General features: G+C 41.3%; 28 protein-coding genes and 1 riboswitch. Of the genes, 22 read left to right on the top strand and 6 right to left on the bottom strand.

What is annotated here, in order from left to right:
• The first annotated feature begins 36 nt into the window (after window positions 1-36).
• From LJE72_RS21475 to LJE72_RS21440, 8 genes are all read left to right on the top strand, one after another.
• Window positions 37-1272, top strand: coding sequence for a DUF5050 domain-containing protein (locus LJE72_RS21475; RefSeq protein WP_229250033.1), 1236 nt, complete (start codon window positions 37-39; stop codon window positions 1270-1272).
• A 312-nt stretch (window positions 1273-1584) separates the two neighbouring features.
• The gene (locus LJE72_RS21470) at window positions 1585-2019 is read left to right on the top strand and encodes a hypothetical protein (RefSeq protein WP_229250032.1); all 435 of its coding nucleotides are present in this window, start codon (window positions 1585-1587) and stop codon (window positions 2017-2019) included.
• 147 nt (window positions 2020-2166) lie between these two features.
• Window positions 2167-2229: riboswitch (cyclic di-GMP riboswitch) on the top strand.
• A gap of 354 nt (window positions 2230-2583) precedes the next feature.
• Complete coding sequence (locus LJE72_RS21465; RefSeq protein WP_229250031.1) at window positions 2584-3132, top strand: RNA polymerase sigma factor; 549 nt, start codon at window positions 2584-2586, stop codon at window positions 3130-3132.
• Window positions 3133-3368: 236 nt separating this feature from the next.
• The gene (locus LJE72_RS21460; protein ID WP_229250030.1) at window positions 3369-3806 is read left to right on the top strand and encodes a hypothetical protein; all 438 of its coding nucleotides are present in this window, start codon (window positions 3369-3371) and stop codon (window positions 3804-3806) included.
• A gap of 81 nt (window positions 3807-3887) precedes the next feature.
• The gene (locus LJE72_RS21455; RefSeq protein WP_229250029.1) at window positions 3888-5003 is read left to right on the top strand and encodes a hypothetical protein; all 1116 of its coding nucleotides are present in this window, start codon (window positions 3888-3890) and stop codon (window positions 5001-5003) included.
• The gene (locus tag LJE72_RS21450; RefSeq protein ID WP_229250028.1) at window positions 5000-5797 is read left to right on the top strand and encodes a hypothetical protein; all 798 of its coding nucleotides are present in this window, start codon (window positions 5000-5002) and stop codon (window positions 5795-5797) included. Before LJE72_RS21455 ends, LJE72_RS21450 begins: the two co-directional genes overlap by 4 nt.
• A complete protein-coding gene (locus LJE72_RS21445) occupies window positions 5790-6644 on the top strand; it encodes a hypothetical protein (protein WP_229250027.1) in 855 nt (284 codons plus the stop codon). The genes LJE72_RS21450 and LJE72_RS21445 overlap by 8 nt, the downstream gene beginning before the upstream one ends.
• A gap of 15 nt (window positions 6645-6659) precedes the next feature.
• Window positions 6660-7304: an ATP-binding cassette domain-containing protein gene (locus tag LJE72_RS21440; protein WP_229250026.1), complete on the top strand. Its 645-nt coding sequence runs from the start codon at window positions 6660-6662 to the stop codon at window positions 7302-7304.
• Window positions 7305-7418: 114 nt separating this feature from the next.
• Here LJE72_RS21440 and LJE72_RS21435 read toward each other — a convergent pair whose 3' ends face one another.
• The gene (locus tag LJE72_RS21435) at window positions 7419-8084 is read right to left on the bottom strand and encodes a hypothetical protein (protein ID WP_229250025.1); all 666 of its coding nucleotides are present in this window, start codon (window positions 8082-8084) and stop codon (window positions 7419-7421) included.
• Window positions 8085-8303: 219 nt separating this feature from the next.
• Between LJE72_RS21435 and LJE72_RS21430 the strand changes: the two genes are divergently transcribed.
• The gene (locus LJE72_RS21430; RefSeq protein ID WP_229250024.1) at window positions 8304-8756 is read left to right on the top strand and encodes a hypothetical protein; all 453 of its coding nucleotides are present in this window, start codon (window positions 8304-8306) and stop codon (window positions 8754-8756) included.
• Complete coding sequence (locus tag LJE72_RS21425) at window positions 8741-9175, top strand: CHAP domain-containing protein (RefSeq protein WP_229250023.1); 435 nt, start codon at window positions 8741-8743, stop codon at window positions 9173-9175. Before LJE72_RS21430 ends, LJE72_RS21425 begins: the two co-directional genes overlap by 16 nt.
• Window positions 9176-9259: 84 nt before the next feature.
• Here the strand turns inward: LJE72_RS21425 and LJE72_RS21420 are convergent, their stop codons facing one another.
• The gene (locus LJE72_RS21420; RefSeq protein WP_229250022.1) at window positions 9260-9601 is read right to left on the bottom strand and encodes a hypothetical protein; all 342 of its coding nucleotides are present in this window, start codon (window positions 9599-9601) and stop codon (window positions 9260-9262) included.
• 414 nt (window positions 9602-10015) lie between these two features.
• On the opposite strand from LJE72_RS21420, the gene LJE72_RS21415 reads away from it, so the two are divergent.
• Window positions 10016-10924 (top strand): DMT family transporter, encoded by a 909-nt coding sequence (locus tag LJE72_RS21415; protein WP_229250021.1) that lies wholly within the window; start codon window positions 10016-10018, stop codon window positions 10922-10924.
• Between the two features lie 44 nt (window positions 10925-10968).
• Here LJE72_RS21415 and LJE72_RS21410 read toward each other — a convergent pair whose 3' ends face one another.
• Entirely contained in the window at window positions 10969-11106 is a 138-nt protein-coding gene (locus LJE72_RS21410) for a hypothetical protein (protein WP_229250020.1), read from the bottom strand.
• Between the two features lie 355 nt (window positions 11107-11461).
• Here LJE72_RS21410 and LJE72_RS21405 point away from each other — a divergent pair, with 355 nt between their 5' ends.
• From LJE72_RS21405 to LJE72_RS21390, 4 genes are all read left to right on the top strand, one after another.
• The gene (locus LJE72_RS21405; protein WP_229250019.1) at window positions 11462-12139 is read left to right on the top strand and encodes a response regulator transcription factor; all 678 of its coding nucleotides are present in this window, start codon (window positions 11462-11464) and stop codon (window positions 12137-12139) included.
• Window positions 12136-13176 carry a sensor histidine kinase gene (locus LJE72_RS21400; RefSeq protein ID WP_229250018.1) on the top strand — a complete coding sequence of 347 codons (1041 nt, stop codon included), beginning with the start codon at window positions 12136-12138 and terminating at the stop codon, window positions 13174-13176. The genes LJE72_RS21405 and LJE72_RS21400 overlap by 4 nt, the downstream gene beginning before the upstream one ends.
• Before the next feature lie 337 nt (window positions 13177-13513).
• Window positions 13514-14671 (top strand): efflux RND transporter periplasmic adaptor subunit, encoded by a 1158-nt coding sequence (locus LJE72_RS21395; RefSeq protein WP_229250017.1) that lies wholly within the window; start codon window positions 13514-13516, stop codon window positions 14669-14671.
• A gap of 11 nt (window positions 14672-14682) precedes the next feature.
• A complete protein-coding gene (locus tag LJE72_RS21390; protein WP_229250016.1) occupies window positions 14683-17739 on the top strand; it encodes an efflux RND transporter permease subunit in 3057 nt (1018 codons plus the stop codon).
• 168 nt (window positions 17740-17907) lie between these two features.
• On the opposite strand, the gene LJE72_RS21385 is transcribed toward LJE72_RS21390, so the two are convergent.
• Window positions 17908-18051, bottom strand: coding sequence for a hypothetical protein (locus LJE72_RS21385; protein ID WP_229250015.1), 144 nt, complete (start codon window positions 18049-18051; stop codon window positions 17908-17910).
• A 30-nt stretch (window positions 18052-18081) separates the two neighbouring features.
• Window positions 18082-18204 carry a hypothetical protein gene (locus tag LJE72_RS26355; RefSeq protein WP_282437941.1) on the bottom strand — a complete coding sequence of 41 codons (123 nt, stop codon included), beginning with the start codon at window positions 18202-18204 and terminating at the stop codon, window positions 18082-18084.
• A gap of 298 nt (window positions 18205-18502) precedes the next feature.
• Here LJE72_RS26355 and LJE72_RS21380 point away from each other — a divergent pair, with 298 nt between their 5' ends.
• From LJE72_RS21380 to LJE72_RS21370, 3 genes are read left to right on the top strand one after another with little or no spacing between them, the layout of a single operon-like run.
• Complete coding sequence (locus LJE72_RS21380; RefSeq protein ID WP_229250014.1) at window positions 18503-19174, top strand: TetR/AcrR family transcriptional regulator; 672 nt, start codon at window positions 18503-18505, stop codon at window positions 19172-19174.
• A 2-nt stretch (window positions 19175-19176) separates the two neighbouring features.
• Window positions 19177-20208 (top strand): HlyD family secretion protein, encoded by a 1032-nt coding sequence (locus tag LJE72_RS21375; RefSeq protein WP_229250055.1) that lies wholly within the window; start codon window positions 19177-19179, stop codon window positions 20206-20208.
• 17 nt (window positions 20209-20225) lie between these two features.
• Window positions 20226-21407, top strand: a complete 1182-nt coding sequence (locus tag LJE72_RS21370; protein WP_229250013.1) for an ABC transporter permease — start codon at window positions 20226-20228, stop codon at window positions 21405-21407.
• Between the two features lie 268 nt (window positions 21408-21675).
• Here LJE72_RS21370 and LJE72_RS21365 read toward each other — a convergent pair whose 3' ends face one another.
• Window positions 21676-22260, bottom strand: a complete 585-nt coding sequence (locus LJE72_RS21365; RefSeq protein ID WP_229250012.1) for a Uma2 family endonuclease — start codon at window positions 22258-22260, stop codon at window positions 21676-21678.
• Between the two features lie 315 nt (window positions 22261-22575).
• Between LJE72_RS21365 and LJE72_RS21360 the strand changes: the two genes are divergently transcribed.
• From LJE72_RS21360 to LJE72_RS21345, 4 genes are all read left to right on the top strand, one after another.
• The gene (locus tag LJE72_RS21360) at window positions 22576-23337 is read left to right on the top strand and encodes a threonine/serine exporter family protein (protein ID WP_229250011.1); all 762 of its coding nucleotides are present in this window, start codon (window positions 22576-22578) and stop codon (window positions 23335-23337) included.
• The gene (locus LJE72_RS21355; protein WP_229250010.1) at window positions 23334-23789 is read left to right on the top strand and encodes a threonine/serine exporter family protein; all 456 of its coding nucleotides are present in this window, start codon (window positions 23334-23336) and stop codon (window positions 23787-23789) included. The genes LJE72_RS21360 and LJE72_RS21355 overlap by 4 nt, the downstream gene beginning before the upstream one ends.
• Window positions 23790-23910: 121 nt before the next feature.
• Window positions 23911-24636, top strand: a complete 726-nt coding sequence (locus LJE72_RS21350; RefSeq protein ID WP_229250009.1) for a type II toxin-antitoxin system Phd/YefM family antitoxin — start codon at window positions 23911-23913, stop codon at window positions 24634-24636.
• A 24-nt stretch (window positions 24637-24660) separates the two neighbouring features.
• Window positions 24661-25038, top strand: a complete 378-nt coding sequence (locus LJE72_RS21345) for a DUF1659 domain-containing protein (protein ID WP_229250008.1) — start codon at window positions 24661-24663, stop codon at window positions 25036-25038.
• The last annotated feature ends 4 nt before the right edge of the window (window positions 25039-25042 follow it).

Raw genomic sequence — 25042 nt, 5'->3', positions numbered from 1 at the left:
TAGATGGAAACAAAGATTAACCATAAGGGAGGAAACATGGATATAAATAATAATAAGAGAAATAGGCAGATTTTTAGTATTTACATAATGCTGATTTTCACTTTAATCTTTGGAGCTATTGGCTGCCAAAATTCTGGCCAAGGTCAAACTGCTTCAAACAGTAATAATTCGGGATCAAATACAGCCGCTCCACAGGAAAATGACGAAAACCTACAAGGCAATATTCCAGGTAATTTAATAAGAAACAGTTATGTGGTAGAAAAAGGAGATACGCGCTATTTTCTATCACGTGACGGCGACAGATCGAACTATCTTACACATACTGGGCTTTACCTGCAGAGTGTCGACGACAATGCTGCAAAACGGCTCATTTATGACTATATCCGAAACCCTCAAATAGCAGGAGATTTTGTCTATTATCTTAGCGATAAGAATCAATTGTGCCGTGTTAATACTAAAACCAAGGAGCCGAAACAAGAAATAATACAGCAGGGAGTCTATTTATATTCGCTTTATGACCATTGGGTTTACTATTGGAACAAAAGCGATACTTTCCTCTACCGTCTGGATTTGTCAAATATTCAGTCTGCTCCCCAAAAAATGACTGAATCTAAAGAAATGGACACTCTTATAGCGCGAGGGGATTATATCCTAGCGGTAGAAAGAAATACAGAAAGAAGCTCTCAAAACGTTAATTCAACTTTTCAGGCATGGAAACTGTCTCTCGATGGAACGAAAAAAGATCTTTTTCTGAGCATTCCACAATCAGAGCCGAACCTTATTCAGCCGCATAAAGACCAATTGTATTACCTGCAGAGTAATATTATTTGGTGTACAAATTCTTCGGGGAAAAATAAGAAACAAGTCTATTCGCCGGAAAATTCTAAAATCACTTATTTCATTATTTACGATAATCGAATCTATACAGAGGAATTTACCGATAAAGATCGTCATACGTATGTTTCAGTGGATTTACAAGGTAAAGATAAACGTCTTATCTTTACTTACCGAAGCCCCATAGATACAAATGGATCTACCGTAAATGGGACAATGGACGATATGACCATCTATAACTTTAATGTGACTCGGGATTATCTCTTTTTAACTGGAGCTTCCTATTATCACGGTGAAATCCTTACAACCCGCTTACCGATTGCCGGTGATGCCGAAGGGAAAAAGGAAGAAGTTTTTTTAAACGGAGCTTGGAGATCAATTGAGGATTATGTCGAGGAAATTGATCGTGTACTGGTTTCTAAAGGCTTAAAACAGTAAAGCTGGATTTTGGTAAGGCTGGTTTATCACTTATGTGAATTAAGCGAAGGCAGCTGCTCTGCAAGAGACACCCCTTTGAAAACAGGGTGTATCAATAACAGGTATCGGGGATCGCTTGTAGTGACAAACTCCCTAGTTACAATTATCTGGGAAAATGAATAATCGGATGTTTTTGATTCGGCACAGCCAAGTAAAGACACGACGGTGAAGATGGCCGAAGAAGTGAAATATATAAATTCAAAAAACTTGTTGCAAAAAACCTTCTTTGTTGTCTTTAGTTATTGAAAGATATTTAAAGGAGGTTTTTTGTTTATGAAAAAATTTATTAGCATGAGTCTTATTGTCCTTATAGCCCTTTTCTCCGCCGTTCCGGTTTACGCAGCTGACGAGACAAAAAGCGCAGGAACACAAGGAGAGGTAACCCCTCAATTCACCTACATTTCTTTTTTAAGTCCGGGCCTATCTATCGACTCATCAGGGAAAGCTACCAGTGTTGGGGCTGCTGCAGGCTACGATAACTTGTACAGAACAGATTTGACTGTCCAATTGCAAAAATCCAACGGCGGTGGCTGGACCGTAATCAAGACTTGGACTGCGTCAGCGACCGGGGTTTCAATCGCCGACGTAGAGGGCGATTACTACGTTGTCAGAGGCGCCTATCGAGTATGTGCTACCGCTAAAATTTATAACACTTCCGGCACTCTGTTGGAAACTCAATCATTATATTCCGTTACGGTAACATATTGAATTAGCTTTCAATGATGTTGAGTTGAGCTCCATAAATTACACGTGGTACACTATTTAAAATGTAGAGAGCCAAAAAGGATTAACAGCAAGAGTATTTGCTAATGCCGGAGAACAATCCGCCGACCTTTTATAAATTAAATAAATTATCAACGCTAAGGGCAAACCTGCCAAAAGACAGGGACGCAAAGCCATAGGGTCTAAGGTGCTTACAAGCAGCAGAGACTATATGTCTAAAACCTGCCCTTATAGAGGCAGGTTTTTTATCTAAGGGGCAACTGGTACCGATTGAAAAAGGAAATTCTGTTTCATTTTCTGGATTTGAGAATCTTAGAATAGGGAACAAGTTAAAAACTATATCTTATTGCGGTCAATAAATCGCGTTCCATAACGTACAAATAGAATACTCCAAGGGTGTGAGAAGGCAGGAATTGCGGTCGAGTTGACGCAATTTCCTGCCATTCTTGTTTTTATTGGAGAAGGTGAAAATGGTGCAAAAAAACTAATTTTTTAGGTTTATAAAGTTGGACAGCTCCTCTCTTTGACAATCGAAGGGTGGTATGCCTGATGACTAAGGACCTAATTGTTCAATTACAGACAGGTGATAACGGTGCAACTTTAACACTCGTAAAAAAATTCGATCCGTTGTTACAAAAGTATGCTTATAGGCTCTATGATGATGCCTATAACGACCTTCTTTCTGATCTCATTGAGCTTCTAAATAAAATTAGGCTTGATTGCATCCGTGGCACAAGCGAAGGGATCATTGTTTCATATATATGCACATCTATCCGAAACAGCTATATAAAAAGATTAATAGAGCTGAAAAAACTTCATAATTTTGTACCTTATTCGGCCCTTAGTGACAGCGAACTTTATTATGTTGAAGCTGCATTGGCTACCTCTGACCCATATTTCAAAGTCGAATTGACAGGTATTGAATCTGTACTGACTGAATCGGAATTATCAATTGTCAAAATGATCTATCTTTTGGGCTATACAGTAACCGAAACAACATTTATTTATAGAATTAGCAGACAAGCAGTCAACCAGACAAAAAAGAGAGCTTTGAAAAGATTAGAAAAATGGTTTGAACAAGCTTCGGACAAGCATTGATCTTAAAAAAAGACTTGAATAAAAAATTCCTCAAAAATAAATGTTGCAAAAGTTTTTTCAAATTGTCTATATAGATAAGAAAACATTTAAAAGAAAAAAAGCGAAATATTGCATATCAAAACTATTTAGACTGTTCCATTTTGATTCTATGAATCATCTATTATTCGAAAACTATCCGTGTGTTCTATGCGAGTTACTGGCATACGGATTGTTTAATATTAAAAGGAGGAGTTATCATGAGAAAAAAAATTCTAAGTTGTTTCTGCGCATTAGCTTTATTGTTGTCTTTGGCTGGGCCAACAATAGCCTATGCGTCTGAAAAGACAAGTTCCACAATAACACCTCGATCAGCACCAGCTACCTTCACTTTTGCTCTTAAAAGAGGCGCTGCATCTTCGAAGAGCGATCTCGCTCCGAAAAATGATACTACAGCCGCAGAAGTATATGCTCAAGGTGGGTATATGGCCACAGGTGATATAATTCACTTCCGAGTAAGAACCAGCGATGGCGTATCAGCTACTAATTTGTATGATATTGAATCTCCGACAGAATCTATTCCTGCCTTGTGGTACATCAATAATTTAGGAGTACCAGGAAACTTCTACTTATATGCCAACGCAGATGCTAGTAACTACAGCCAAACGGTTAATGTCCATGGGACATGGTATCCGTGATAATCAAAACGAAACGATACTAATACAAATCACCGGCATACTCGCTGCTGGTGATTTGACGAAAAAGGGGATTATTAAAAGATGCTAAGAACAAGATCATTTTTATGGCTTGCTATTATATTTTTACTACTGGTGTGTACGGCCTGCCAACATCAGAATACTGACAATTCCGCACAAAGCTCTATTGCGGCAACTTCCGGGAACGACTCCGCGCAGCACATCCAAAGAACCTTGGACACTAATTTAAGTATAAACGCCGAAGTGAGCGCACCCTCTAATGTTGAAAAACTTAATACACTCCTCGTTAATCCGCTTAAAATGAATACTCAACAGGTGCAGGCTCTGAAAACTCAACTTATTTCCAACAGTAACATCACACAAAATAATCACGGATTCATTCAGACGGTTGACGGAAAAGAATTATTTAATGGTACCAATAATTTGAATTTCCATACAAAAAAATTCACATATATTAAACCTGTATTCTGCTTTCTTCCCAATGAACTGTATTATAACGCCGACAAATTCAAGCGAAATCAGGATCTGTCTTTTATGCCATATCAAAAGGCAGTTGAGGAAGTAAAAATAGCTCTTACTTCCCTGGGCATTTCTTTGGATGACAAAGTGGAAACGTACTCATTGGATTACCAAACGATGCAAGCTCAGGAAAAAATAAAAAAAGCGAACGGCGAATTGACCGATCCCAGAGACGGCAGTATCACGCTTAAAGATCGTTGGAGTGAGGAAGATAATTGTTATTTTATGATTTTCCGCAGCAGCTTAGATTATGTCCCTGTTTATCCAAAAAGTCACGGACATGTTGAAAATAATACATTGGTGTCAAGTGACTATATCTATGCCTGTTATTCCAAAGATGGATTAGAGTATCTTTCAATTAATTTTCCCTATCAAAAAACTTCTATTGATCAGAAAGACATGAAGATTATCAGCGTTGAAGAAGCACTGGCTGCGGTTAAGCGTAAATACAGCAATGTTATCCTAACCGATCCAACTACCATTACCGACATTGAGCTTTATTATGTGCCAACGCTCATTAGTCAGTCAAGAGATGAATTTCGAATGGTACCCGCCTGGTGTTTTGAACTGGGAGAAGGAATTACATACGGAGATGGTACACATCAAACAGTTCCTAACACTGTCATTATTGACGCAAATACTGGAGGTGAAATTCTTTGAAGAAACTGTTTGGCAATATTAGAATAGACTTCTGCCGGGCCTTTTTTTCCGTCAGTCTCTTACTGGCAGCCGTGGGTATGTGTGCAGCCCTGTTCTCCAGCATCAGTACAGAAGTCAGTTCTTTAGCGCACGGCGAAAAACTAGATGTGTTATATCTTTTCAGGGTTGCCGGAATGCAAGGATTTTCCTTGCTTTCAGTAATTTTTGCCACTCTGCCTTATTCGACAAGTTTTTGTACGGATTGGAGCAACCAGTTTATCCGCTCATCCGTCATCAGGACAAATATTAATAGTTATAGCATTTCTAAAGTATTCACCTGTGCTTTTGCCGGTGGCAGTGCGGTGGCTATTGGTGAGATTCTTTTCATGCTTATACTGCATATGAAATTACCGTTGGTCGACAGTGAAAGCCATATGTTTGCAAATGCTGTTTCAGCCCCGATATATGGCAGTCTGCTTTCAGACGGGAATTATATTGTTTATTTTGCTGCTCAGATTGTCATTGTTTTCTTTGCGTCTGCCTTCTTTGCTGTTTTGGCTTTATGTATTTCTACTTACCTTCCCAATGTGTTCGTTACAATGGCTTCGCCTGTACTCTTTTTCTATTTCTTTATCAGAATACCTCAGCTAATGGGACTCTCGACATTATGGTTTCATAAGGCTTTGTTTGGAACATTTTATCCAGGCAGACCATATTTATCTCTTCTGTATTCCATTTTCATCTGCAGCTTATTGTGCGTTCTGATGGGAATTCTGATTGTGCGACAAATAAAAAGGAGGCTGGAGCATGGGTAACGTTAGCAAAATAATCACTTGTTGCATCCAGAACTTACGTAAATGGTCCGCTAACCCCCGGCTTTATGTACTTGGATTGCTTATTATCGGGTTTTTGTGTGATTATATCCCTCCGATCACCAAATTTTCTATGGCTGTTCAAGTACCGGCTACCCCATGGGTTTTTCCCTATCTCACACTTGATGCTATGTTGCTCTTTATGCTTATGCTGGGGATTGTCCTGCTGTTTTGTGATGCGCCTTTTATCGATGCCCATCAGCCTTATGTTATCATCCGCTCTGGTAAAACAAATTGGCTGTTGGGTCAAATAAGCTATATAATGCTGGCTTCAGCACTCTATTTCCTCTTTATCGTTTTTGTTTCCGTTTTGATGCTGCTTCCCAATTTGACCTTTTCTTTTGAATGGGGAAAGATTTGGGGAACCTTGGCGCTAACCAATGCGGGAAATCAATTTAAAATCATTTTGCCCGTCAGTTATCAGCTACAGCTTAACTATACGCCAATTGCGGCTATGGCCTGGAGCTTCCTTCTAAATTGGCTGATCGGCACATTTTTGGGGTTGCTCATCTTTGTGCTTAATATGCGTTTCACGAGGGAAATAGGAGTTATTGTCTCTTCCGCCCTGGCTTTTTTACCGTACTTTTGCTTTGATGTAAACAGCTTTTTATTATTTAGGCTATCACCGGTATCTTGGGCAAGTTTGGGTATTCTTGATACCACTCATACTACAGCTTTACCATCCATCACTTATGCGGTCAGTGTTTTAATCGGGCTAAACCTTATTCTAATCTTACTGGCGAATATGTTCATCCGTAAAAAGGATATTAATGTATTGCCGCCAGTTTAAAAGGAGTAGTGAAAAATGGCTGAAAATATACTGGTTATTAAAGACGTGACGAAGAAATTTAAAAATGACACAGCGCTTGACAATGTATCTATTTCCTTTGAAGCAGGGAAAATTCACGGCATCATCGGACGCAATGGTTCGGGTAAAACCGTTCTGTTTAAATGCGTTTGCGGCTTTATGCCTCTTACCTCGGGTCAAATTTATGTGGAAGGCAAACAAATCGGTAAAGAAATTGACGTGCCCCAAGATATTGGCATCATCATCGAAGCTCCCGGGTTCCTGCCCCATTACAGCGGCTTCAGAAATCTTAAGCTCCTATCGCTAATCCGCAGGAAAGTTGATGACACAAGAATTAATGAAACAATGAAACGAGTAGGCCTAGATCCTGACAGTAAAAAGTGGGTTAGCAAGTATTCACTCGGGATGCGGCAACGACTAGGAATCGCCCAAGCGATCATGGAAGACCCTTCGATCCTTATATTAGATGAACCAATGAACGGTTTGGATAAGCATGGAGTAGAAGATATTCGGCAACTAATACTGAATCTTAAAGCGGAAGGGAAAACCATACTAATCGCTTCGCATAGTTCTGAGGATATTGCAAAATTGTGTGATACGGTATGTGAGATGGATGCAGGGGTATTGACATTCATTCGATAATGTTTTTTGAATTCCTATTTGTATATCATGGATGAACACATTATGTAATCTAAGTGATTTTTGCTAATTTTAAAGGCCGGACGGGAACCCGTCCGGCCTTTAAAATTATTATTGTTACATTGCTATTGTCAAACGCAAAAGCATATCGATTTCCTTTTCAATCCAAGGCCCATAGCTAGGCAGAAGAATGATCCTCCATACGTTTTGGTCTTGAGCATCCTGAATCCCCAAAAAACCGTTGTCATGATTGTTAGGATCTATATAAACTATCAGATCCTTATGTTCCCAGCCATTCATTCCTTGGTCAGGTGTAAAGGGTTCATAATTAAGCCTGATCCAAACATCCTTATTGCCACCCGTGTCCTCAAACCAAATATCTCTATTTATGCCAGTAGTTTTATTGCTTTCCTGAATGACGGGAAGCTCCGTAACCTTTTTTTCCTCTGTTTCGCTATCTAAACCTCCACCACCACGGGATGCTATCCACAGCAGATTTTCAACATCGGATACAATTCCATAATGTCCAAATGTTTTTAGTTTATCAGAAGAATCATTTTGAAGGACTACACGCACACCATCCCGCCCTCTCTGGACAATAATATAGTTCAGAATTTTCTGTTCATGCGTTGCGTTTTCTGTAGACTGCACTGGTGCTGACGCATCTGAGGATGATAAGGGCGTTTCCCCAGTGGTATTTAGTGTATTTTGAGTTTTGCTGCAGGCAGTAAGAAGTGTTAGGGTAAATACCATCATCAAGAATAACGATAATATTTTTTTCATGACAAGTTCCATTCATTTCGCTGTGCTCAAGGCACAAAAATTTATTGAAAGTGTTCCCTCACCGCTTCTATGTAGGCTCAATGTATTTGGATAAGCAGATACACTATAGAGCACGGGGCGGTGAGTGGTGCAGTTACGATCTTCTTTTTGATTTCATTGAGCTTCTAAATAAAATTAGGCTTGATTGCATCCGCGGCACAAGTAAAGGAGGTCACGAACATGGCAACAGGTAAGGCAGTTAACCAAACTTCGGTCTATTATGGGCCGAGTAGCAGCTTGTACCCATCTGAGAGCAGCTCCGTAGGCCCCAACGAGACAGTGACCATCGTGTGGCAGGAAGGCAGCTGGTATTATATTGAGTACTTTGTGGGTACTACAACCACTAAGAAAAGGATGTATATCCCCACCTCGCCCTTATCCAGTATTAGTGGAAGTGTCACCTCCAGAGGTCTTTCGGGTACTACCGAAACATCAAGCCCTGCAACCACTTACGCAGGTCCTGGACCGGGTTACCCAGTGGCTGGTTCTGTGGGCACAGAGCAAGTAACCGCCTATAATGAAACGGCAGGAAATTACACTTTCATTCAATGTGACATCTCCGGTGGCCAAAAGAAGAGAGCGTATATTAAAACAATCTTAGTGGCGACGGAAGCTCATTGGATGATAGCTTAGGCAATATTCTTGCAAATTTAAATGATAGCAGTTGTTATGGAACAACAAACTGCAACGGAAAATTCAACCAATATCAATGCACTTGGTATTGCTGGGGAAGAGCAAAGGAGAAAACCAGAAAGAGTCTCTCGTTTAATGGAAGTGCAAATGGATTTGAATGGTATTCAAATATTAACACATCAAATGTTTCAAAACGAGCCGCTTCTTTAGATCCAGCAAAAAACTCTATTGCTTCATTTAGCGGCGGGTCACAGGGTTATGGTCACGTCCTTTTCATTGAAGATGTTGCCAATGGCTATACGTACTTTACAGAATACAACTTTGTCCAAAGTCAAAATGCTAAACTACAAAAAACACCAACCTCAAGTTTTGCAACCTTCCGGTTCAATTTCACACTAAACGGTTATATTGTGATATGAGAGTAATGTACTAGACTATCAGACAATTAGGAAAGAACCGTTGCAATACAGTGGTTCTATCCAGTTCATAAAAGCAGATCAGCATTAGATTTTTACAATGGACAAATATTGGTAGCCACTCGCTGTAAAGCAAATCGTATAAACTTTTGTATAATTTACATTTTTGTAAGTATCATCATAAAAGTCAGCGGTTACTCTCAATGTGTTATCTGAGATTGTTTCTTTTTTGGATAATTTAGGAAAACGCTCGCCGCCAAAGCCTTGCAAGCCAGTTACTATCTCCTTGGTTTTCGCATTGTAACCGTTAATCTTCGTAGCATCAGAATTAATGCCGTTAAAATATTTATTCAAAATATCTGTAATTTCGCTCACTGGTACATGGAAATTATTATCGGCTTTGTTGTACCATTTACTGACATAATCCATCCTATATTCTTTGCTGGACGTGATATAGTTGAAAAATGTGAACAATCAGGTATCCCAACAAAGCTCCTTTTGCGAATCCATCTTTTGTGTTTAAGAATTGAATTTGACAAGGTGATATTCTTGAAGCCTGTACCGTTTCAAATTGCCTTGACCAGTTTTTACCTCCGTGTTCAGTTGATAAAATACAATAGTCTTTTTATAATTTCTTCTTATTTTTTAGCATCAATCGTTTTTGCGTCTCTCTAGATAAGGGTGTAATCGACAAACGGTAAATGTATTAAAATCAATAGAAGGAATCGAAGATGTCTATACCCCGTATCATTCTTAGGTATTTGACAGATACTCGGTACCTTATTTATAATGGTGCTCTTGAATATTGTGTAATATGTAACAAGGAGAAGGGAAAATAATGAAATGCTAAATGGTTATCTATTAATAATTCTCGCAGCTATAGGCTATGGGGCTTTGCCCATATTCGTAAAATGGGGGTATAACCTGGGTTTAACCATGGATCTCATGTTATTTTCGCGATTTTTCATAGCCAGTAGCTTAATGGTTTTTATCCACTTGGTCAGTCGAAAAAAGGGCTTAAAAATATCCAAATCATGTCTTTTTCTATTAACCCTCCAGGGATTACTGTTTTTTGGCTGTTCATATGCCTACTTCCTATCCATTAAGTATATGTCAGCCACCATTACTAATATATTACTTTACACCTATCCTCTAATGGTTGTACTTATGTCCGCCATGTTTTTTAAAGAGAAAATATCCTTGGTTAAGGGCGTAACTTTACTTATTGCCTTTTTCGGTTGCTTGCTGGTTGTAGATGTTGTAAATATATCAGGGCAAAAAATCAGCATGCCGGGCTTTTTTTATGGCGTTTTATCTGCGCTATTTTATGCGTTATACAATATCCTTGGACAGTATCTTTCCGAAAAGGCGGATCCATTGACCGTATCCGCTTCTACAAGCATCATATGTTTGTTGGCTACTATGGCCATTTATCCTCCGACCAATGTCTTTTCAGGTCACTCCCAGTCAGCCCTGTGGATCGTAGGTCTTGGAACAGCAATATTATGTACCGTTATCCCTCTTTTTTCTTATCAAAAAGGGCTATCCCTTTTAGGGGCCAGCCAAGCTTCTATTTTAAGTACCATGGAACCGGCAATAACCATCGTATTAGCTGGCTTCATTCTGGGAGAAACACTGACAAGCAGCCAACTGCTAGGAGGCTTGCTTGTGATATGCGGAGTATTGTTGCTTAAATTAGATAAATTGGAACGACCCTATCCGTTCAAACGTCATTTGAACCACAAAGCATAATAATTGGCTACCATTTCAAATGGTAGCCAATTCAACCTACACGTTTAGAATATGACTCCTAATGCAATAAGAATTAAAATAGCAATCGCGATAATTCCTGCACCGACTCCGCCTCCGCCATACCCATAACCAGCGACTGGGGCAACGGGAGGAGGACAGCATACATTACTCATTCCGTACATAATGTTTCCACCTTTCTAACTTAAATTAGAATACAATTCCTAATGCGATGAGAAGAAGAATTATTATTACAACAGCTGCAATGCCAGCTCCAAATCCTTTTCCATGATCACAACCGCAAGCGACTCCATCGACGTTACCAAATGCTATTTAATTTACCCCCTTTAACTTTGACTCAATCCATATCCCTGTGGATTACAATTTCCAGTGCTTTTATTCCAAAATCATAGCTATATAGCTTATGGGAAATTTAAGAGTCAGAGCAGCTTCTTTCTTCTAACATTGTTGGTCTTGTTTACACTCTGTTTAAAAACCTATATTATCGTAAATATGTGTTTTAGGAAATGAGGTGTGGCAATGATTAAAATATTGGTGGTTGATGACGATGCTTATATTCGCAGACTGGTAAGTACCATATTGAAGGATGCCGGTTTCGAGGTTTACGAAGCTACAGACGGCCGGGACGCACTTCTGAAACTCGACGAAAAAAGAATAGATCTTTGCGTTGCTGATATTATGATGCCTAATATGGATGGTTTGGATTTTTGCCGGAATGCCCGCAATTATTACAAGGATATGCCGATCCTTATGTTGACGGCGAAAAGTGAAATAGGCTCAAAAATTGAAAGCTATGGAGCGGGTGCGGATGATTACCTGACAAAACCTTTTGAAGCGGAAGAATTGTTACTCCGCAGCAGAGCCCTGCTGAAACGCTATAAAATCGCTTCCCAACAAACCATTGGGATAGGCCTTCTTACCGTGGACAACACCAGCCATACAGTTTCCGTCAACGGAGAACGCCTAAGTATTCCCCTGCGGGAATTTGAACTTCTTTTTAAGCTGGGCAGCTTCACGGGAAAAACCTTATCCCGCAATCAGCTGCTTGAGGATATATGGGGGTTCGATTTTGACGGCAATGAACGCACTTTGGATGTTCATGTCGGACGGCTGCGGGACCGATTTCCCCCCGAAGGATTCGGCTTTCAAATTCTCACCATCCGCAGCTTGGGTTATCGTCTGGAGGTGATTTCTTGAAAGAAAAGAGCTGGTTGCAAAATTTGCTCTGGCTGTGTTTTGTTGCGTGCATGCTGGCGGCGTGTTTTGTGGCGAGCTATCTGCTGATGCTGCTGATTTACCGGTTCATAGGAAGACCGCCGGAACCGTGGTCGGATATGCTCTACGGTACTATCAATTTAGTCCTAATTGTCGGAAGTATTATGGTAGTGGCTATTATACATAAAGACGATCGGTCCCGCCTTGCGCGGAGAACCCTTGAAGCTTTGGAGAGAATAGCCCAGGGTAATTTTGATGTGTTTATTGAGCGGGATAAACATGGGCATTTCCTTGAAATCACTGACAGCATCAATAAGATGGCCAAAGAACTCAGCTCCATGGAGCAGCTGCGGCAGGATTTTATCTCCAACATATCCCATGAGTTTCAATCGCCCCTGACATCCATCAGCGGCTATGCCGCCCTGCTGCGAAAGAACGGCGCGGCGACTCTTAAGCAGCAGGAATATGCTACGATCATCGAAGAGGAAAGCAAGAGATTATCTAAACTGGCGGATAATCTTTTGCGGCTGTCGGCCTTGGAAGGGGAGGGCAGCTCGATCACGAAAGCCTCGTTCCGGTTGGACAGACAACTTGAAAACGTTGTCTTACTCTTAGAACCGCAATGGAAAGCCAAAGATATTATTCCCGAAACAATCTTGCCTAAAATAACCGTCTGTGGAAACGAGGATCTGTTAAAGCAGGTTTGGATCAACCTTTTGGTGAATGCTCTAAAATTTACTCCTGAAAATGGGGAGATTAACGTCAGCTTAGAACAAGAGGGTGAAACCGCGGTTTGTATCATTTCCGATAAGGGTATCGGTATAGGGCCAGCTGAGCAGATGCATATTTTTGAGCGATTTTACAAAGTAGATAAATCCCGTGACCGCTCATTGGGTGGAAATGGGCTGGGACTTGCCCTGGTGAAAAAGATTATAAATATACACCAGGGTAAGGTTACTGTGGAAAGTGAGTTAGGAAAGGGAACAGTATTCCAGGTTAAATTACCCATCAATAAGTAAACAGAAAATCGGGCGAAAACGGCGCAGGAACTGTCCTGCAGCCGTTTTTTTGTTAAATCAGAAAGTCAAAACTTTCGTAATTTACTGCAACAAGGTTAACTCGTGCGAAGACAGTGTCTGCAAGAAGGGTTAATCTGTGCGAAGACAGTGTCTTCGCATGTGTGTGGGGGGGGGCTCCAAGTTTCTTTAGTTATAAAAGCTTTTCGGAAATTGTATTTCCGTTTACGCTCCGTTTAAATTCCTATTCTATGCTGAGTTCAGGAATGCGCCGATTTTCGAGGGGAGCGAGTTACGGTGCTCAAACTAGTGTTCAATTCATACAGGGAGGAGTCAAACAATGCTAACGAAGAAAAAAGTGATTATTTCTATTGCTGTTTTGGTTGTTCTGATGACAGGTGTTATGTTGTTAGGCAATCAGGAGGGAGCAGCTGAAGCGGAAAATAAGCAAGTTACTATTGAAGCTGTAAATAATAAGGTTTATGTCATAGTTCAGCAAGTGAATTTTATTGAAAAAGCAGCAGAAATTGAATTCAAGGCTTCCTTGGAAGCGTCGGAGGAAGGTATCGTAAGCAGTAAAGTCGCAGGAAAGGTTGAGCAAATTCTGTTTGAAGAGGGTGAGTACATACATCAGGGAGAGCCTCTGGTTAAACTTGAGGAAAAGGAGGCCAGAAATAATCTTAGAGCAGCAGAAAGTCAACTGTCTGCCGCTCAAGCAAGTTTGACAAGTGCGGAAGTGAATTTGGAATCGGAACAAGGTAATTTTGAGAGACTGAAAGTACTATTTGATCATAATGGAATTGCTAAGGTTGAGCTGGAAAACTCAGAGATAGCTGTAAAGGTGGCGAAAGCAAACCTCGAGGCTTTAAAAGCAAATGTCCTTACAGCGCAGGTCAATGTGGAAAGTCTTACGGATTCTTTAGCCTATACCACTATTAGTGCACCAATCAGCGGAATGATGGATGAAAAAAGTGTGAGTCTGGGTCAGAATGTAGATTCGGGAACTATACTTGGGAAAGTTAAGAACATTTCCCCGATTAATGCAGTTATAGAAGTGAAGCAGACAAACCTGGAGGATATCAAAGTCGGGCAAAAGGCTAAAGTAACCATCGGGGAGAGGGATCCATTAGTCTATGAGGGGACGCTGAAAAGTATTAATGGGTCCGCTGACCCATCTTCACGGGTTTTTAAAGGCCAGATTCAATTGGATAACCCAGACCAGGCCCTCAAGCCCGGAAGTTTTGCCAAGGCGGAAATAGTTAATGACCAAAAGGTTGAAATAGCTACAGTTCCCCTTGCAGCTTTAGCAGGCAATGAAGACAGCTGCTACGTTTACGTTAATGACCAAGGGATTGCCCGTAAACGCAGCGTAATCATTGGTGAAACGGAGGAAAATGTGGTAGTCATCAAATCCGGTGTGCAAAAAGGCGAGAGCGTAATTTGTACTAATGTGAACACATTGCAGGATGGAGACGCTATAGCGGTAGTTGAGGAATAGGGGGGATAAGGATGATTTTAGCTGATGTCAGTATTAAGCGACCTGTTTTTATTACGGTTATTTTTGTAGTCCTCCTGGTAGTTGGTATTCTCTCCTACAATAGGTTGACGGTCAATGATATGCCTCAGGCGGATATACCTTACGTTACAGTAACTGTTGAGCAAAGGGGAGCATCGCCGGAGCAGCTCGAAACTAAGGTGACGAAGATTGTAGAGGAAGCAGCAGGACAGATTTCCGGAGTAAAGCATATAAGTTCAACCATCACTGAGGGAGTGTCTAATACAGTCCTGGAGTTTTCTATGGATAAATCCGCAGATGTGGCGGTTCAAGAGGTGCGGGATAAAGTTGGCTCCATACGAGGGCAGTTGCCTCAAGAGGTTGAGGAGCCGGTTATTGCCAAATTTGATATGTCTGCCGAAGCTATTTTTTCTCTGGCAGTATCCGGGACAGGAGAAACTGAAGAGTTATCTCAATTGGTCAATGATGTTGTAAAAAAGGGTCTCTATACGGTTAAAGGCGTTGGTGCAGTAAACATCCAAGGTAATACAGAACGTGAAATACATATTCTGCTGGATAAGGAAAAGCTTGCTTCCTTTGGCTTAACTACGTCAGAAGTAGTCAATAGCCTGCAAAGTGATAATCTTGAGATGCAGGGCGGTAAGGTGACGGATGCAAGCACAGAAATTTCCCTTAGTACAACCAGTAATATCAATAAAGTTGAGGATTTTAATAATATTCTGATTGCCAAACGGGCCGGATCTGAGATTAGGGTGGGTGATGTAGCAGAAGTGAGGGATGGAATGAAGGATAGGGAATCTCTTTGCTTTTATCAAGGCAAGCCGGCCATAGGGATTGATATCATCAAACAATCAGGTGCCAATACAGTGTTGGTATCAGAAAACGTTAAAGAAGAATTGACGCGGATTGCCGGACTGCTGCCTGAAGGAGTAAAGGTTGACATTGTTCGTGATAATTCCCAGGCAGTAAAGGACACGGTCAACAATGTTAATAAAACTGTCCTGGAAGGGTGTATCCTGGCAATTGCCATTATCTTTCTCTTCTTGAATAAATGGCAAAGCACCTTGACCAGTGCAATTTCTCTTCCTATCTCCATCATTACCACGTTTATTGCCATGAAGCTCATGAATTTTTCCATTAATACCATGTCAATGATGGCCATATCACTATCCGTCGGACTTTTGATCGATGACGCAATTGTTGTCATAGAAAATATAGAGCGCCATCTGGGTATGGGTAAATCTCCCTTTCAAGCAGCCCAAGATGCTACTTCTGAAATTGGTCTGGCAGTCCTGGCCACCTCCCTGTCCGTCGTCGCTGTCTTTCTCCCCGTTGCCCTGGTTAGCGGATTTATCGGGAAACTATTTATTGAGTTTGGCCTGACCGTCGTTTTTAGTATGTTGGTTTCATTGTTCGTTTCCTTTACTCTGGTACCCATGATGTCTGCTAAACTGCTTAAGGCAGAGGATAAAAAGGAGAAATGGATCATTGGTAAGTTTTTAGGGTGGTTTAACCAAAGGTTTGATAAACTTGCCGGAAATTATTCACAATTACTTAAGGTAGTCCTCCGCCACAGGCTGAAAACCCTGGTCTTGGTTTTCGCTATGTTTGCGGGAAGTATCGCTTTAGTTCCCGGGCTGGGGTTCACCTTTCTTCCTGCCACAGACTTGGGGGAACTTACCATTGATGTGGGGCTGGACTCAGGTTTATCACTGGAGGCGGCGGGACAACAAGCTAAGGACCTGGAAAGTATTGCTTATAAATATCCTGAAGCACGGAGTATGTATACTACAGTAGGAAAGGATCAAGTCTCGATTTTCGTAAAGCTGTCTGATAAAAAGGAACGAAAGGACAGTACCAGAGAGATCGCTGAGAAAATGAGAAATGACTATATAAAAGTTCCCGGGATAGAGTTTGCCATTTATACAGCTTCAATGGGGTCGGGCACCGAAAAAGATGTCACCTTTAATATCCGGGGGAATGATTACGAGCAGATGCAAACTATTGCCCTTGCAGCTAAAGGAATATTGAGGGAGGATCCCAGTGCACGGGATGTAAGCCTTAGTTATAAGGCAGGCAAGCCTAAGCTACAGCTGGATGTGGATCGTGATCAGGCAGCAGATCTGGGAGTCAATCCGGCTGCAGTAGGAGAAACCCTAAATACCCTCTTTGACGGTGTCGCCGTGAGCAAGTTTAATGGAGCAAAAGACCGCTATGATGTGAGGGTTTCCCTGGAAGATGATCAGCGCGTGGACTTAGGCAGCTTGAGCGGGATCTATGTCTCAGGATCAAATGAGCGTATGGTTGCCTTGGATCAGGTGACCCGCAAGGTTTTTGCAACCACCTCTTCCACCCTGCAGAGGTATGACAGGACTGGACAAATTGAACTCTCAGCCAATGTTACAGGGATTTCCATCGATGATTTTTCAGCTTCAAATTTGAAAAAGCTCAATCATGAACTACAGATGCCCAAGGGTATTTCTCTTGTGCTGGCTGATGATCCAATGGGAGATGGCTTTATTGAGCTGGTGATAGCCTTGGGAATGGGGATTCTCTTTATATTCCTGGTTATGGCAGCCCAGTTTGAGAGCTTTATTGACCCGGTAGCGATTATGTTTGCTCTTCCATTGGCTATTATCGGAGCAATACTTGGACTATTTATTGCCGGCAGTCAGCTCAGCGTCATGTCTTTGATCGGGGTCATTTTGTTGATGGGCCTGGTTGCCAAGAATGCCATTTTGCTTGTTGACTATGCCAGACAGAGGAGAAGCGAAGGAGCAGAGATCAATAATGCCTTGGTGGAAGCCGGACTGGTAAGGCTGCGTCCCATCGTGATGACCTCTTTGGCGATGATTTTCGGCATGCTGCCTTCAGCATTTGCTCATGCAACCGGCTCGGAGATGTACGCACCAATGGCGCATGCGGTTATTGGGGGATTAATTACTTCAATGATTCTTACCTTGTTTGTAGTACCGGTTATTTACACCTTGTTGGATGATTGCAAAAAGGTGTTCAGAAGGGAATCCTCGGTAATCAGTGTGAAAGGATAAGTTGAAAAATATACCGGACGTATTAGTTCGTTCATGAAGGAATTAAAATTCGACGGGTTTGAGGTGACTAATCTAGATTAGTCACCTCAAACCCGTCGAATTTTTAAATTAAAGAAAAAGATTTTAAAGGCTACCATTTTTAAATGGCAGCCAATTCAACCTAGAGTTTTAGAATATGACCCCTAAGGCGATAAGAATTAAAATAGCAATCGCGATAATTCCGGCACCGACTCCGGCACCGACTGCGCCATACCCATAACCAGCAACTGGGGCAACCGGAGGAGGACAGCATGCTTGACTCATTCCGTACATAATGTTTCCACCTTTCAAACTTAAATTAATTTAGAACACAATTCCTAATGCGATAAGAAGAAGAATTATTATTACAACAGCTGCAATGCCAGCTCCAAATCCTTTTCCTTGATCACAACCGCAAGCGGCTCCATCGATGTTACCAAATGCCATTTAACTTACCCCCTTCAATCTTAATCTAATCCATAATATGGGAATAACGGCAATTTGAAATTTGTCTAAGTAGAAATATTTGGATCAGTGAAGGATCTGAAATCCTAAACGAAGATTTAAACCCACCTATGTAAAAATGTGATGAGGATGATCTACGAAGGTTGCTCTTGACAGACTAAGTGAAAAGTTCTATATTAAACAAAGTAACTAACTAGTTACTTACTTACTTACTTACTTCCCTGGACATTAATTAATAAGCGAAAGCAATCTATAGCAAATGAAAGTGGTGACATGAAAAGTGAAAGGTAACCCGACACATCCACTTAATCCTGAAAAAAGTGGTGACCTTACTCGTTCGGAGGAAAGTAAACAACGAATACTTTTAGCCGGAACAGCGATTTTTGCCCAAAAAGGACTGGAAGGTTCAAGAGTTGATGAAATTGCTGATGAAGCACATATTAATAAGCGCATGATCTACCACTACTTCGAGAGCAAAGAAAACTTATATGTGGAAGTACTCCGTTACAATTATACTAAGCTCTATACAAGAGGGTCGTCAGTAATCCAGTCTGGAACCGACCCTGAAATAGTGATTAAGCAGGCCATTCGGGAATACTTCTATTATTTGGCAGAGCACGATGAGTTTGTGCGTCTAATGAGCTGGGAGGCTTTGAACCAGGAGAAATATGCCAACAGAGTCCTTCCTCAACTAATAGACCCTGCTGAGCCTGTGCTTCGCCAGTTTTTGCAGGTAGGCCAGCAGGCGGGTCTGATACGTAAGAATATTGATATCCGTCATCTTCTGGTGAGTGTTAATGCTCTATGTCTAGTTTATTTTTCAAGACGGGAGATGCTTCAGACCTTCTGGAAGGAGGATATAATGGCGCCTTCTATGCTCGAAGAGCGCTTGACACATATCCAAGACATTATCTTTAATGGAATACTAAATTATGGGGAGGAAGAAATGTGAGCATGCAAGACATTAAAAAAGTAACAAGAGTCATTGGTTTGTTGATCTTGACTGCAACCCTGACAGGGTGTGCTTCCTATTTTCCGATAGGAGTAGCTATTGCTAATCAACAACAATCCGCTACAGATTTCACTGGAAATGCAGAAGCACAAGAAGTTAGCGTTAATACCAAAATTCCCGGCCGGGTAGTCAAGTTAAATGTCCAAGAAGGTCAGCTGGTCAGGGCGGGAGACATAGTGGCCCAAATAGACGACAGTGATCTTAAAGCAAAGGAAGAAGCAGCACAGGCTGCGGTAAAGGTGGCTCAGGGAGACATTATCAAAGCAACAGCCGCAATGTCCGCTACAAACAGCGCAACCACTGCTGCCATCACTAAAGCACAAGTTGGAGTTGAGAAAGCTAAAACCGACGCGGAATTAGCTCTGAAGACATATCAACGGATGCTAGATCTACATAAAGCAAAGGTTATTTCGGATCAAGATATGGATGGAGTGGAAAATAAATATAAGCTGTCATTAGTAGGGGTGGAAGCTGCTGAAGCCGACTTAGGAATGGCTCAGGCGGCACGTGCGCAACTCGACGTTTATGCTGCAGATATTCAAAGAGCACAGGCTTCCCAGGCTGCTGCCGAAGGGCAACTGAAGGAGATCGAAAATAATCTTGCGGAGGCTCAGATCAAAGCACCTTGTGATGGGACAGTTACTTCGCTTAACGTAAAAGAAGGGGAAATGGTCTCCCAGGGACTGCCCCTTATGAGTGTCACGAATTATTTGGACAATTGGGTTAACGTGAAGGTAAGTGAGAGTGTGTTGACTGATCTAAAGTTAGAGCAGGAAGCTGCCATTTTGATCTCCAGCCAGGAGGATAAGAAACTTAGTGGGAAAATTATAGACATTAGCCGCAAACCAGAATTTGCCACCACCCGAGCTACCAATGACCGAGGGGAAAAGGATATCGTTTCTTATAATGTTAAAGTTCAGGTTAACTCGCCAGACTTAAGGCCGGGTATGGAGGTTAGTGTAAAATTTAATTAGGGTGAGGAGTCTGAACAATGGGTATTCTAAAAGTAGCCCTCCGTGAACTCAAGTATATTATTCGAAACAAACGAATGTTGGTAGTGATATTCATGATACCGCTGCTATATATGATACTATTTGGTCTGATGTATAGTACTCATGTGGTCAAGGACATCAAGACTGTAGTTCTGGATTATAATAACACGGCCACTAGCAGGGCTATCGCCCAGGGGTTTCGGGATTCTGAGAAGTTTGATGTTGTTGGCCAGGTGGCAAGTGAGACTGAACTACGCAGCGAGATGGAGAATCGTAAAATCACTGCGGGCATCGTTATCCCAGCCGATCTGGATGCTAAGATAAAAACCGGGGAAGGCAGTACCGTTTTAGTGATTGTCAATGGAACGAACCTATTATTCAGTAATGCTGTACTTTCTGCGGCTAATGAAATTGTAGGCACTTTTTCCGCAGGGGCAAGTATCAAGGCCCTGGAGAGCGGAGCCGGCCTGCTTCCGGACCAGGCAGCCTCAGCCGCCCTGCCCGCGCGATTGGCTCTTAGAATATGGTATAATCCAACCTTCAACTATGCGAATTTTTTGCTGCTAGGCTTAGCGGGTACAGTGGCACAGCAGATTGCCTTACTCTATGTAGCAAGTGCTTTGTCAAGAGAAAAGAGCCTTGGAACGATTAATGAACTGAGGCCTTATAATGCAATCGAAGTAGTCTTGGGGAAGTTAACTGTCCACTTTCTGCTTAATATGTTGAGCGCTAACTTAGTCTATTATCTCTGCATTAGTTATTTCCAAGTGCCCTATCACGGCAGCATATGGACCTTTGAGCTGCTGATTTCCGTCTTTCTCCTGACCATCATGTCCTTAGGAGTGATGCTATCTATTATTTGTAAAAACGAACTTGAAGCCACCCAATTAGCTATGCTTTTTGCGGTCCCTTCCTTCCTGATATCCGGCTTCACTTGGCCCCTTCAGGCAATGCCTGATTTTGTGCAGATGATTTCGAAAGTTCTTCCCCTTACCTATTTCGTCTCGGAAGTTAGGGATTTGGCCTTGATGGGAATTAGTTTGGAGCAGGTTCTACCTAACATCTGGACACTGCTAAAGATGACAGCGGTCTTTCTGCCGGTAGCCATAGGATTAGTCCATCGTCAACTTAAAAAGGAATTTCGGCAGGTAGAAGAAAAGTTCACAGAAATAGCGGGATAGATGCGAGGCCCTTGAAATATGTTGAATCCAACATATTTCAAGGGCCTTAAGGTAGCATTGGCTAATACAATTATATAGAGATGGGAATATATCGGATAGTTGATGTCTGAAATATCCCGACTTGACTATGGATAAGTACTCTGGGCTTTAACTATTGTCAGGGAGGGATATTTATAATATAATACTGCTTTATTATCAAACAATAAGTCATTGTAACTAAATTTGGAGGATGGGAAAATTCAACGTCAGGTGGGTGGGGATAACCTTGTCAATACTCTTTAAATGCCTCTGATAAATCTATACGTATTGACCCAGATATCTCAAATTGTATTATATCAGTTTCGCAATAGATGTCGGGGCGACCGAATTTTCCTTCTTTATCCAATTTAAAAACTACGACAGTTTTTTGTTCGGGGTAGATTATCCAATATTGATTGACCCCCGCTTTTTCATAGAGATAAAACTTATCCTTAATGTCTTTACGTAGAGTTGATGGAGATGTTACCTCAATAACGAGATCAGGGCCACCAACACATCCATGATTATCCAGCCTATTTCGATCACAGATAATAGCTAGATCAGGTTGTACAACAGTGAAGATATCGTCACTGTTTTTTTCCTGTTCTGGCAATCTTACATCAAAGGGGGCACCAAAAACTTGGCAAGGACTGTCTTTAAGGGCGTTGTAAAATTGAGCTATGAGCGTAGTAACAATTTTCTGGTGTTGTGTCGATGGAGAGGGAGTCATATTATAAGGAATTCCGTTAAGGAGTTCCCACTGTTCTTTTTCCGACCAAGTTAGATAGTCTTTATAAGTGAATTTACGGTCAAGATTCTGTTTAGGTCGGCTCATCAAGGATCATCTCCTAAGAAGTAGATTAAAGAGTTCTATTTCTATTCTGTCAAGTTCCACATTTTCCCTTAATTAATCATAACATAGAGGTTACCTAGCGGCAAGCGCCAAAATTCGGGTCCATGCAACACAAGGGTATGTAGAAGTATTCTAATTGCGCCTTATGAAAATCATTCATTATCATCCTTCTAATCGAAGAAAAGAGCAGACATAATGATGCAAACAAGTTAGAATTAAACAATAGAATTTAAGAAGGTATTATTTTATACTTAACTCAAATTATTAAGCACCTTATGAGGAAGGGCCTTAAATGATATGCTTACAAAAGAATTACTAAGTTACATACTGGATATTGGAGAGCAAATGCTTGTCAGCGGTGCTGAAGTAAATCGCGTGGAGGACTCCATCAGTCGTATCTGCAAAGCATATGATGCAAGGCGGGTGGATGTATTTACTATCACGTCTAGCATCGTCGTATCTATTCAGTTGAAAAGCGGAAATACCCTCACTCAAACCAGGAGGATCTTAAAATACTCAACGGATTTTGATAAGTTAGATGGGCTTAATAATCTTTCCTACTACGTTTGTAAACACACACCCGAGGCAGAATATATTAGAAATGAAATAGAACAAATCGGTATTACACGCCTATATGATTGGGTTGTCCAATATTTAGTCTATGGTATGATTGCTGGATCCTTCACGATTTTCTATGGAGGCGACTTGAATGATGTAGCTGTTTCTGCGGCTATCGGTATGATATTGAAATTTGCGATCACTTTTATCCAAAGAGTTGATAAGAATGTTTTTTTTGTAAATATACTGTGCTCCTTCGTTGTAGGCATTCTGGTGTTTCTGCTAGTTAGAATCGGGATAGGTCATAGCTTCGATAAGATTGCAATCGGAAATATCATGCTGCTGATACCTGGATTGGCTCTCACAAACTCAATAAGGGATATTATAAGCGGAGATACGATAGCAGGACTACTGCGCCTTTCTGAAGCTATTCTTATAGCTTTGTCCATCTCTTTTGGATTCGGTTTGGTATCAGTTTTTGTTGGAGGCATGGTTAAATGATTCATACATATCAAATCATTACAGCTTTTATGGGTTCACTTGGTTTTTCGATTCTGTTCAATATTAAAGGAAGGAAAATAGGGTATGCTGCTTTCGGTGGTATGTTAGCATGGGTGATATACTTACTCGGTGGTCTCTGGCTAAGCGGGGAAATGATGCAGTACTTCATATCCTCCATTATAGTAACCTTTTACTCGGAGATCTGCGCCCGCATCGAGAAAACGCCAGCTACTACTTTTTTAACAGCTGCTATAATTCCACTGGTTCCTGGTCGGGCCTTATACTACACAATGAGCTATGCGATCAATGGTAGGTTTGGAGATTTCGCCGAATATGGCTCTTATACGGTAAGTATTGCAGTTGCCATAGCAGCCGGTATTATGGTCGCATCTTCGCTGTCCAGAGTTTTTTTCGCATTACGCTCTTATGAATTCCGTCATCACTCAATGTAAAAAAGAGGGACTTTTAATGCTTGGTTGTGCTGCGATTATTAGCTAACTTTGAGATAATTGTTGACTGATTAGCTAAATATATGCATAATGGAATATATATAGCTAAAATGGAGGGATTATTTTGAGAGTTCCTTCGACGGAAGTACAGAATAATTTTGGCAAATACTTAAAATTTGTGGAGGTCAACGAAGAAATAATTGTGACCAAAAATGGAAGGGATATTGCCAGAATACTGTCATGCGATGACCCGAATAAAAGCTTCGTGGTTGAAGGTGCTGCAGAATATCAAACTCGTGAGGGAAAGGTGACTTATGAGGAGTTTCTGGAGCTCGTGGAAGCTTCCGAGCTGCGGTTTGAGCTGATTGACGGCGTCATATATAATCTCTCATCGCCCTCTTACGAGCACCAATATGCTGTAAACGAAATTCATGGCACCTTTTATAACTGGTTTAAGAATAAAAGTTGTATCCCCCTCACTTCGCCTTTTGATATTACCCTTTTTAAGGCAGAGGACAACATTTGTGTTGTTCAACCGGATATCATCGTTATCTGCGACAGGGACAAAATAGGCAAAAATGGTAAGTACAAAGGAGTTCCAACCCTGGTGGTTGAAGTCCTTTCACCCTCTACCAGAAGTAAGGATACGCTCAAGAAGTTGGAGCTTTACAAGCAATGCGGTATTAAGGAATACTGGATGGTTGATCCCAAAAATAATCTGGTATATATTTATATGCTTGATAAAAATGAAATAACCGACAGCATCGCCTTTCAAAAAGATGCCTATGAATATGTTGAATCAGCATATTTCAAGGGTCTGAAGGTAACATTGGCTGATATGTTTTTATAGAGATGGGAATCTCGGATAGTTTAGGTGTTGAGAAATCGGCACCTTTTTTTGGGTTTTGGGTTTGTCACTCTTTTCCAACCAGTTCATATGATGAAACATGGACTAGCTTTTACTCATAAGCGTTTGCCGCCGCTGGAAGAGACGATTGCCAAGCAGAGATGGGGAAAGGAGAAAATAATGTCTATCAAGTCAACACACGCTGAAACGGCTATGGTGGTGCGCTATCAGACCGGATTGAATGCCGAGGGCCAGCCTCTTATCCGCCAGAAATCCCTGGCAAAAGTAAAAGAAAGCGCTGCTTTAGAAGAGGTTTACGCCGTTGCCACAGCACTTTTCAGTTTACTGGAATATCCCATTGTCGAGATACGCCGCAACAGCAGTCATATTCTCACCGAAGAATAAGTGT

The organism is Desulfosporosinus shakirovi, assembly GCF_020595055.1.
GTDB lineage: Bacteria > Bacillota > Desulfitobacteriia > Desulfitobacteriales > Desulfitobacteriaceae > Desulfosporosinus > Desulfosporosinus shakirovi.
The sequence above is the reverse complement of the archived record's forward strand: the minus strand, read 5'-3'. Positions and strand labels throughout refer to the sequence as shown.

Coding starts and splice junctions, on each gene's coding strand:
- LJE72_RS21475 (WP_229250033.1), top strand. CDS start 37: ATGGATATAAATAATAATAAGAGAAATAGGCAGATTTTTAGTATTTAC.
- LJE72_RS21470 (WP_229250032.1), top strand. CDS start 1,585: ATGAAAAAATTTATTAGCATGAGTCTTATTGTCCTTATAGCCCTTTTC.
- LJE72_RS21465 (WP_229250031.1), top strand. CDS start 2,584: ATGACTAAGGACCTAATTGTTCAATTACAGACAGGTGATAACGGTGCA.
- LJE72_RS21460 (WP_229250030.1), top strand. CDS start 3,369: ATGAGAAAAAAAATTCTAAGTTGTTTCTGCGCATTAGCTTTATTGTTG.
- LJE72_RS21455 (WP_229250029.1), top strand. CDS start 3,888: ATGCTAAGAACAAGATCATTTTTATGGCTTGCTATTATATTTTTACTA.
- LJE72_RS21445 (WP_229250027.1), top strand. CDS start 5,790: ATGGGTAACGTTAGCAAAATAATCACTTGTTGCATCCAGAACTTACGT.
- LJE72_RS21440 (WP_229250026.1), top strand. CDS start 6,660: ATGGCTGAAAATATACTGGTTATTAAAGACGTGACGAAGAAATTTAAA.
- LJE72_RS21435 (WP_229250025.1), bottom strand. CDS start 8,084: ATGAAAAAAATATTATCGTTATTCTTGATGATGGTATTTACCCTAACA.
- LJE72_RS21430 (WP_229250024.1), top strand. CDS start 8,304: ATGGCAACAGGTAAGGCAGTTAACCAAACTTCGGTCTATTATGGGCCG.
- LJE72_RS21420 (WP_229250022.1), bottom strand. CDS start 9,601: ATGGATTATGTCAGTAAATGGTACAACAAAGCCGATAATAATTTCCAT.
- LJE72_RS21415 (WP_229250021.1), top strand. CDS start 10,016: ATGCTAAATGGTTATCTATTAATAATTCTCGCAGCTATAGGCTATGGG.
- LJE72_RS21410 (WP_229250020.1), bottom strand. CDS start 11,106: ATGTACGGAATGAGTAATGTATGCTGTCCTCCTCCCGTTGCCCCAGTC.
- LJE72_RS21405 (WP_229250019.1), top strand. CDS start 11,462: ATGATTAAAATATTGGTGGTTGATGACGATGCTTATATTCGCAGACTG.
- LJE72_RS21395 (WP_229250017.1), top strand. CDS start 13,514: ATGCTAACGAAGAAAAAAGTGATTATTTCTATTGCTGTTTTGGTTGTT.
- LJE72_RS21390 (WP_229250016.1), top strand. CDS start 14,683: ATGATTTTAGCTGATGTCAGTATTAAGCGACCTGTTTTTATTACGGTT.
- LJE72_RS21385 (WP_229250015.1), bottom strand. CDS start 18,051: ATGTACGGAATGAGTCAAGCATGCTGTCCTCCTCCGGTTGCCCCAGTT.
- LJE72_RS26355 (WP_282437941.1), bottom strand. CDS start 18,204: ATGGCATTTGGTAACATCGATGGAGCCGCTTGCGGTTGTGATCAAGGA.
- LJE72_RS21375 (WP_229250055.1), top strand. CDS start 19,177: ATGCAAGACATTAAAAAAGTAACAAGAGTCATTGGTTTGTTGATCTTG.
- LJE72_RS21370 (WP_229250013.1), top strand. CDS start 20,226: ATGGGTATTCTAAAAGTAGCCCTCCGTGAACTCAAGTATATTATTCGA.
- LJE72_RS21365 (WP_229250012.1), bottom strand. CDS start 22,260: ATGAGCCGACCTAAACAGAATCTTGACCGTAAATTCACTTATAAAGAC.
- LJE72_RS21360 (WP_229250011.1), top strand. CDS start 22,576: ATGCTTACAAAAGAATTACTAAGTTACATACTGGATATTGGAGAGCAA.
- LJE72_RS21355 (WP_229250010.1), top strand. CDS start 23,334: ATGATTCATACATATCAAATCATTACAGCTTTTATGGGTTCACTTGGT.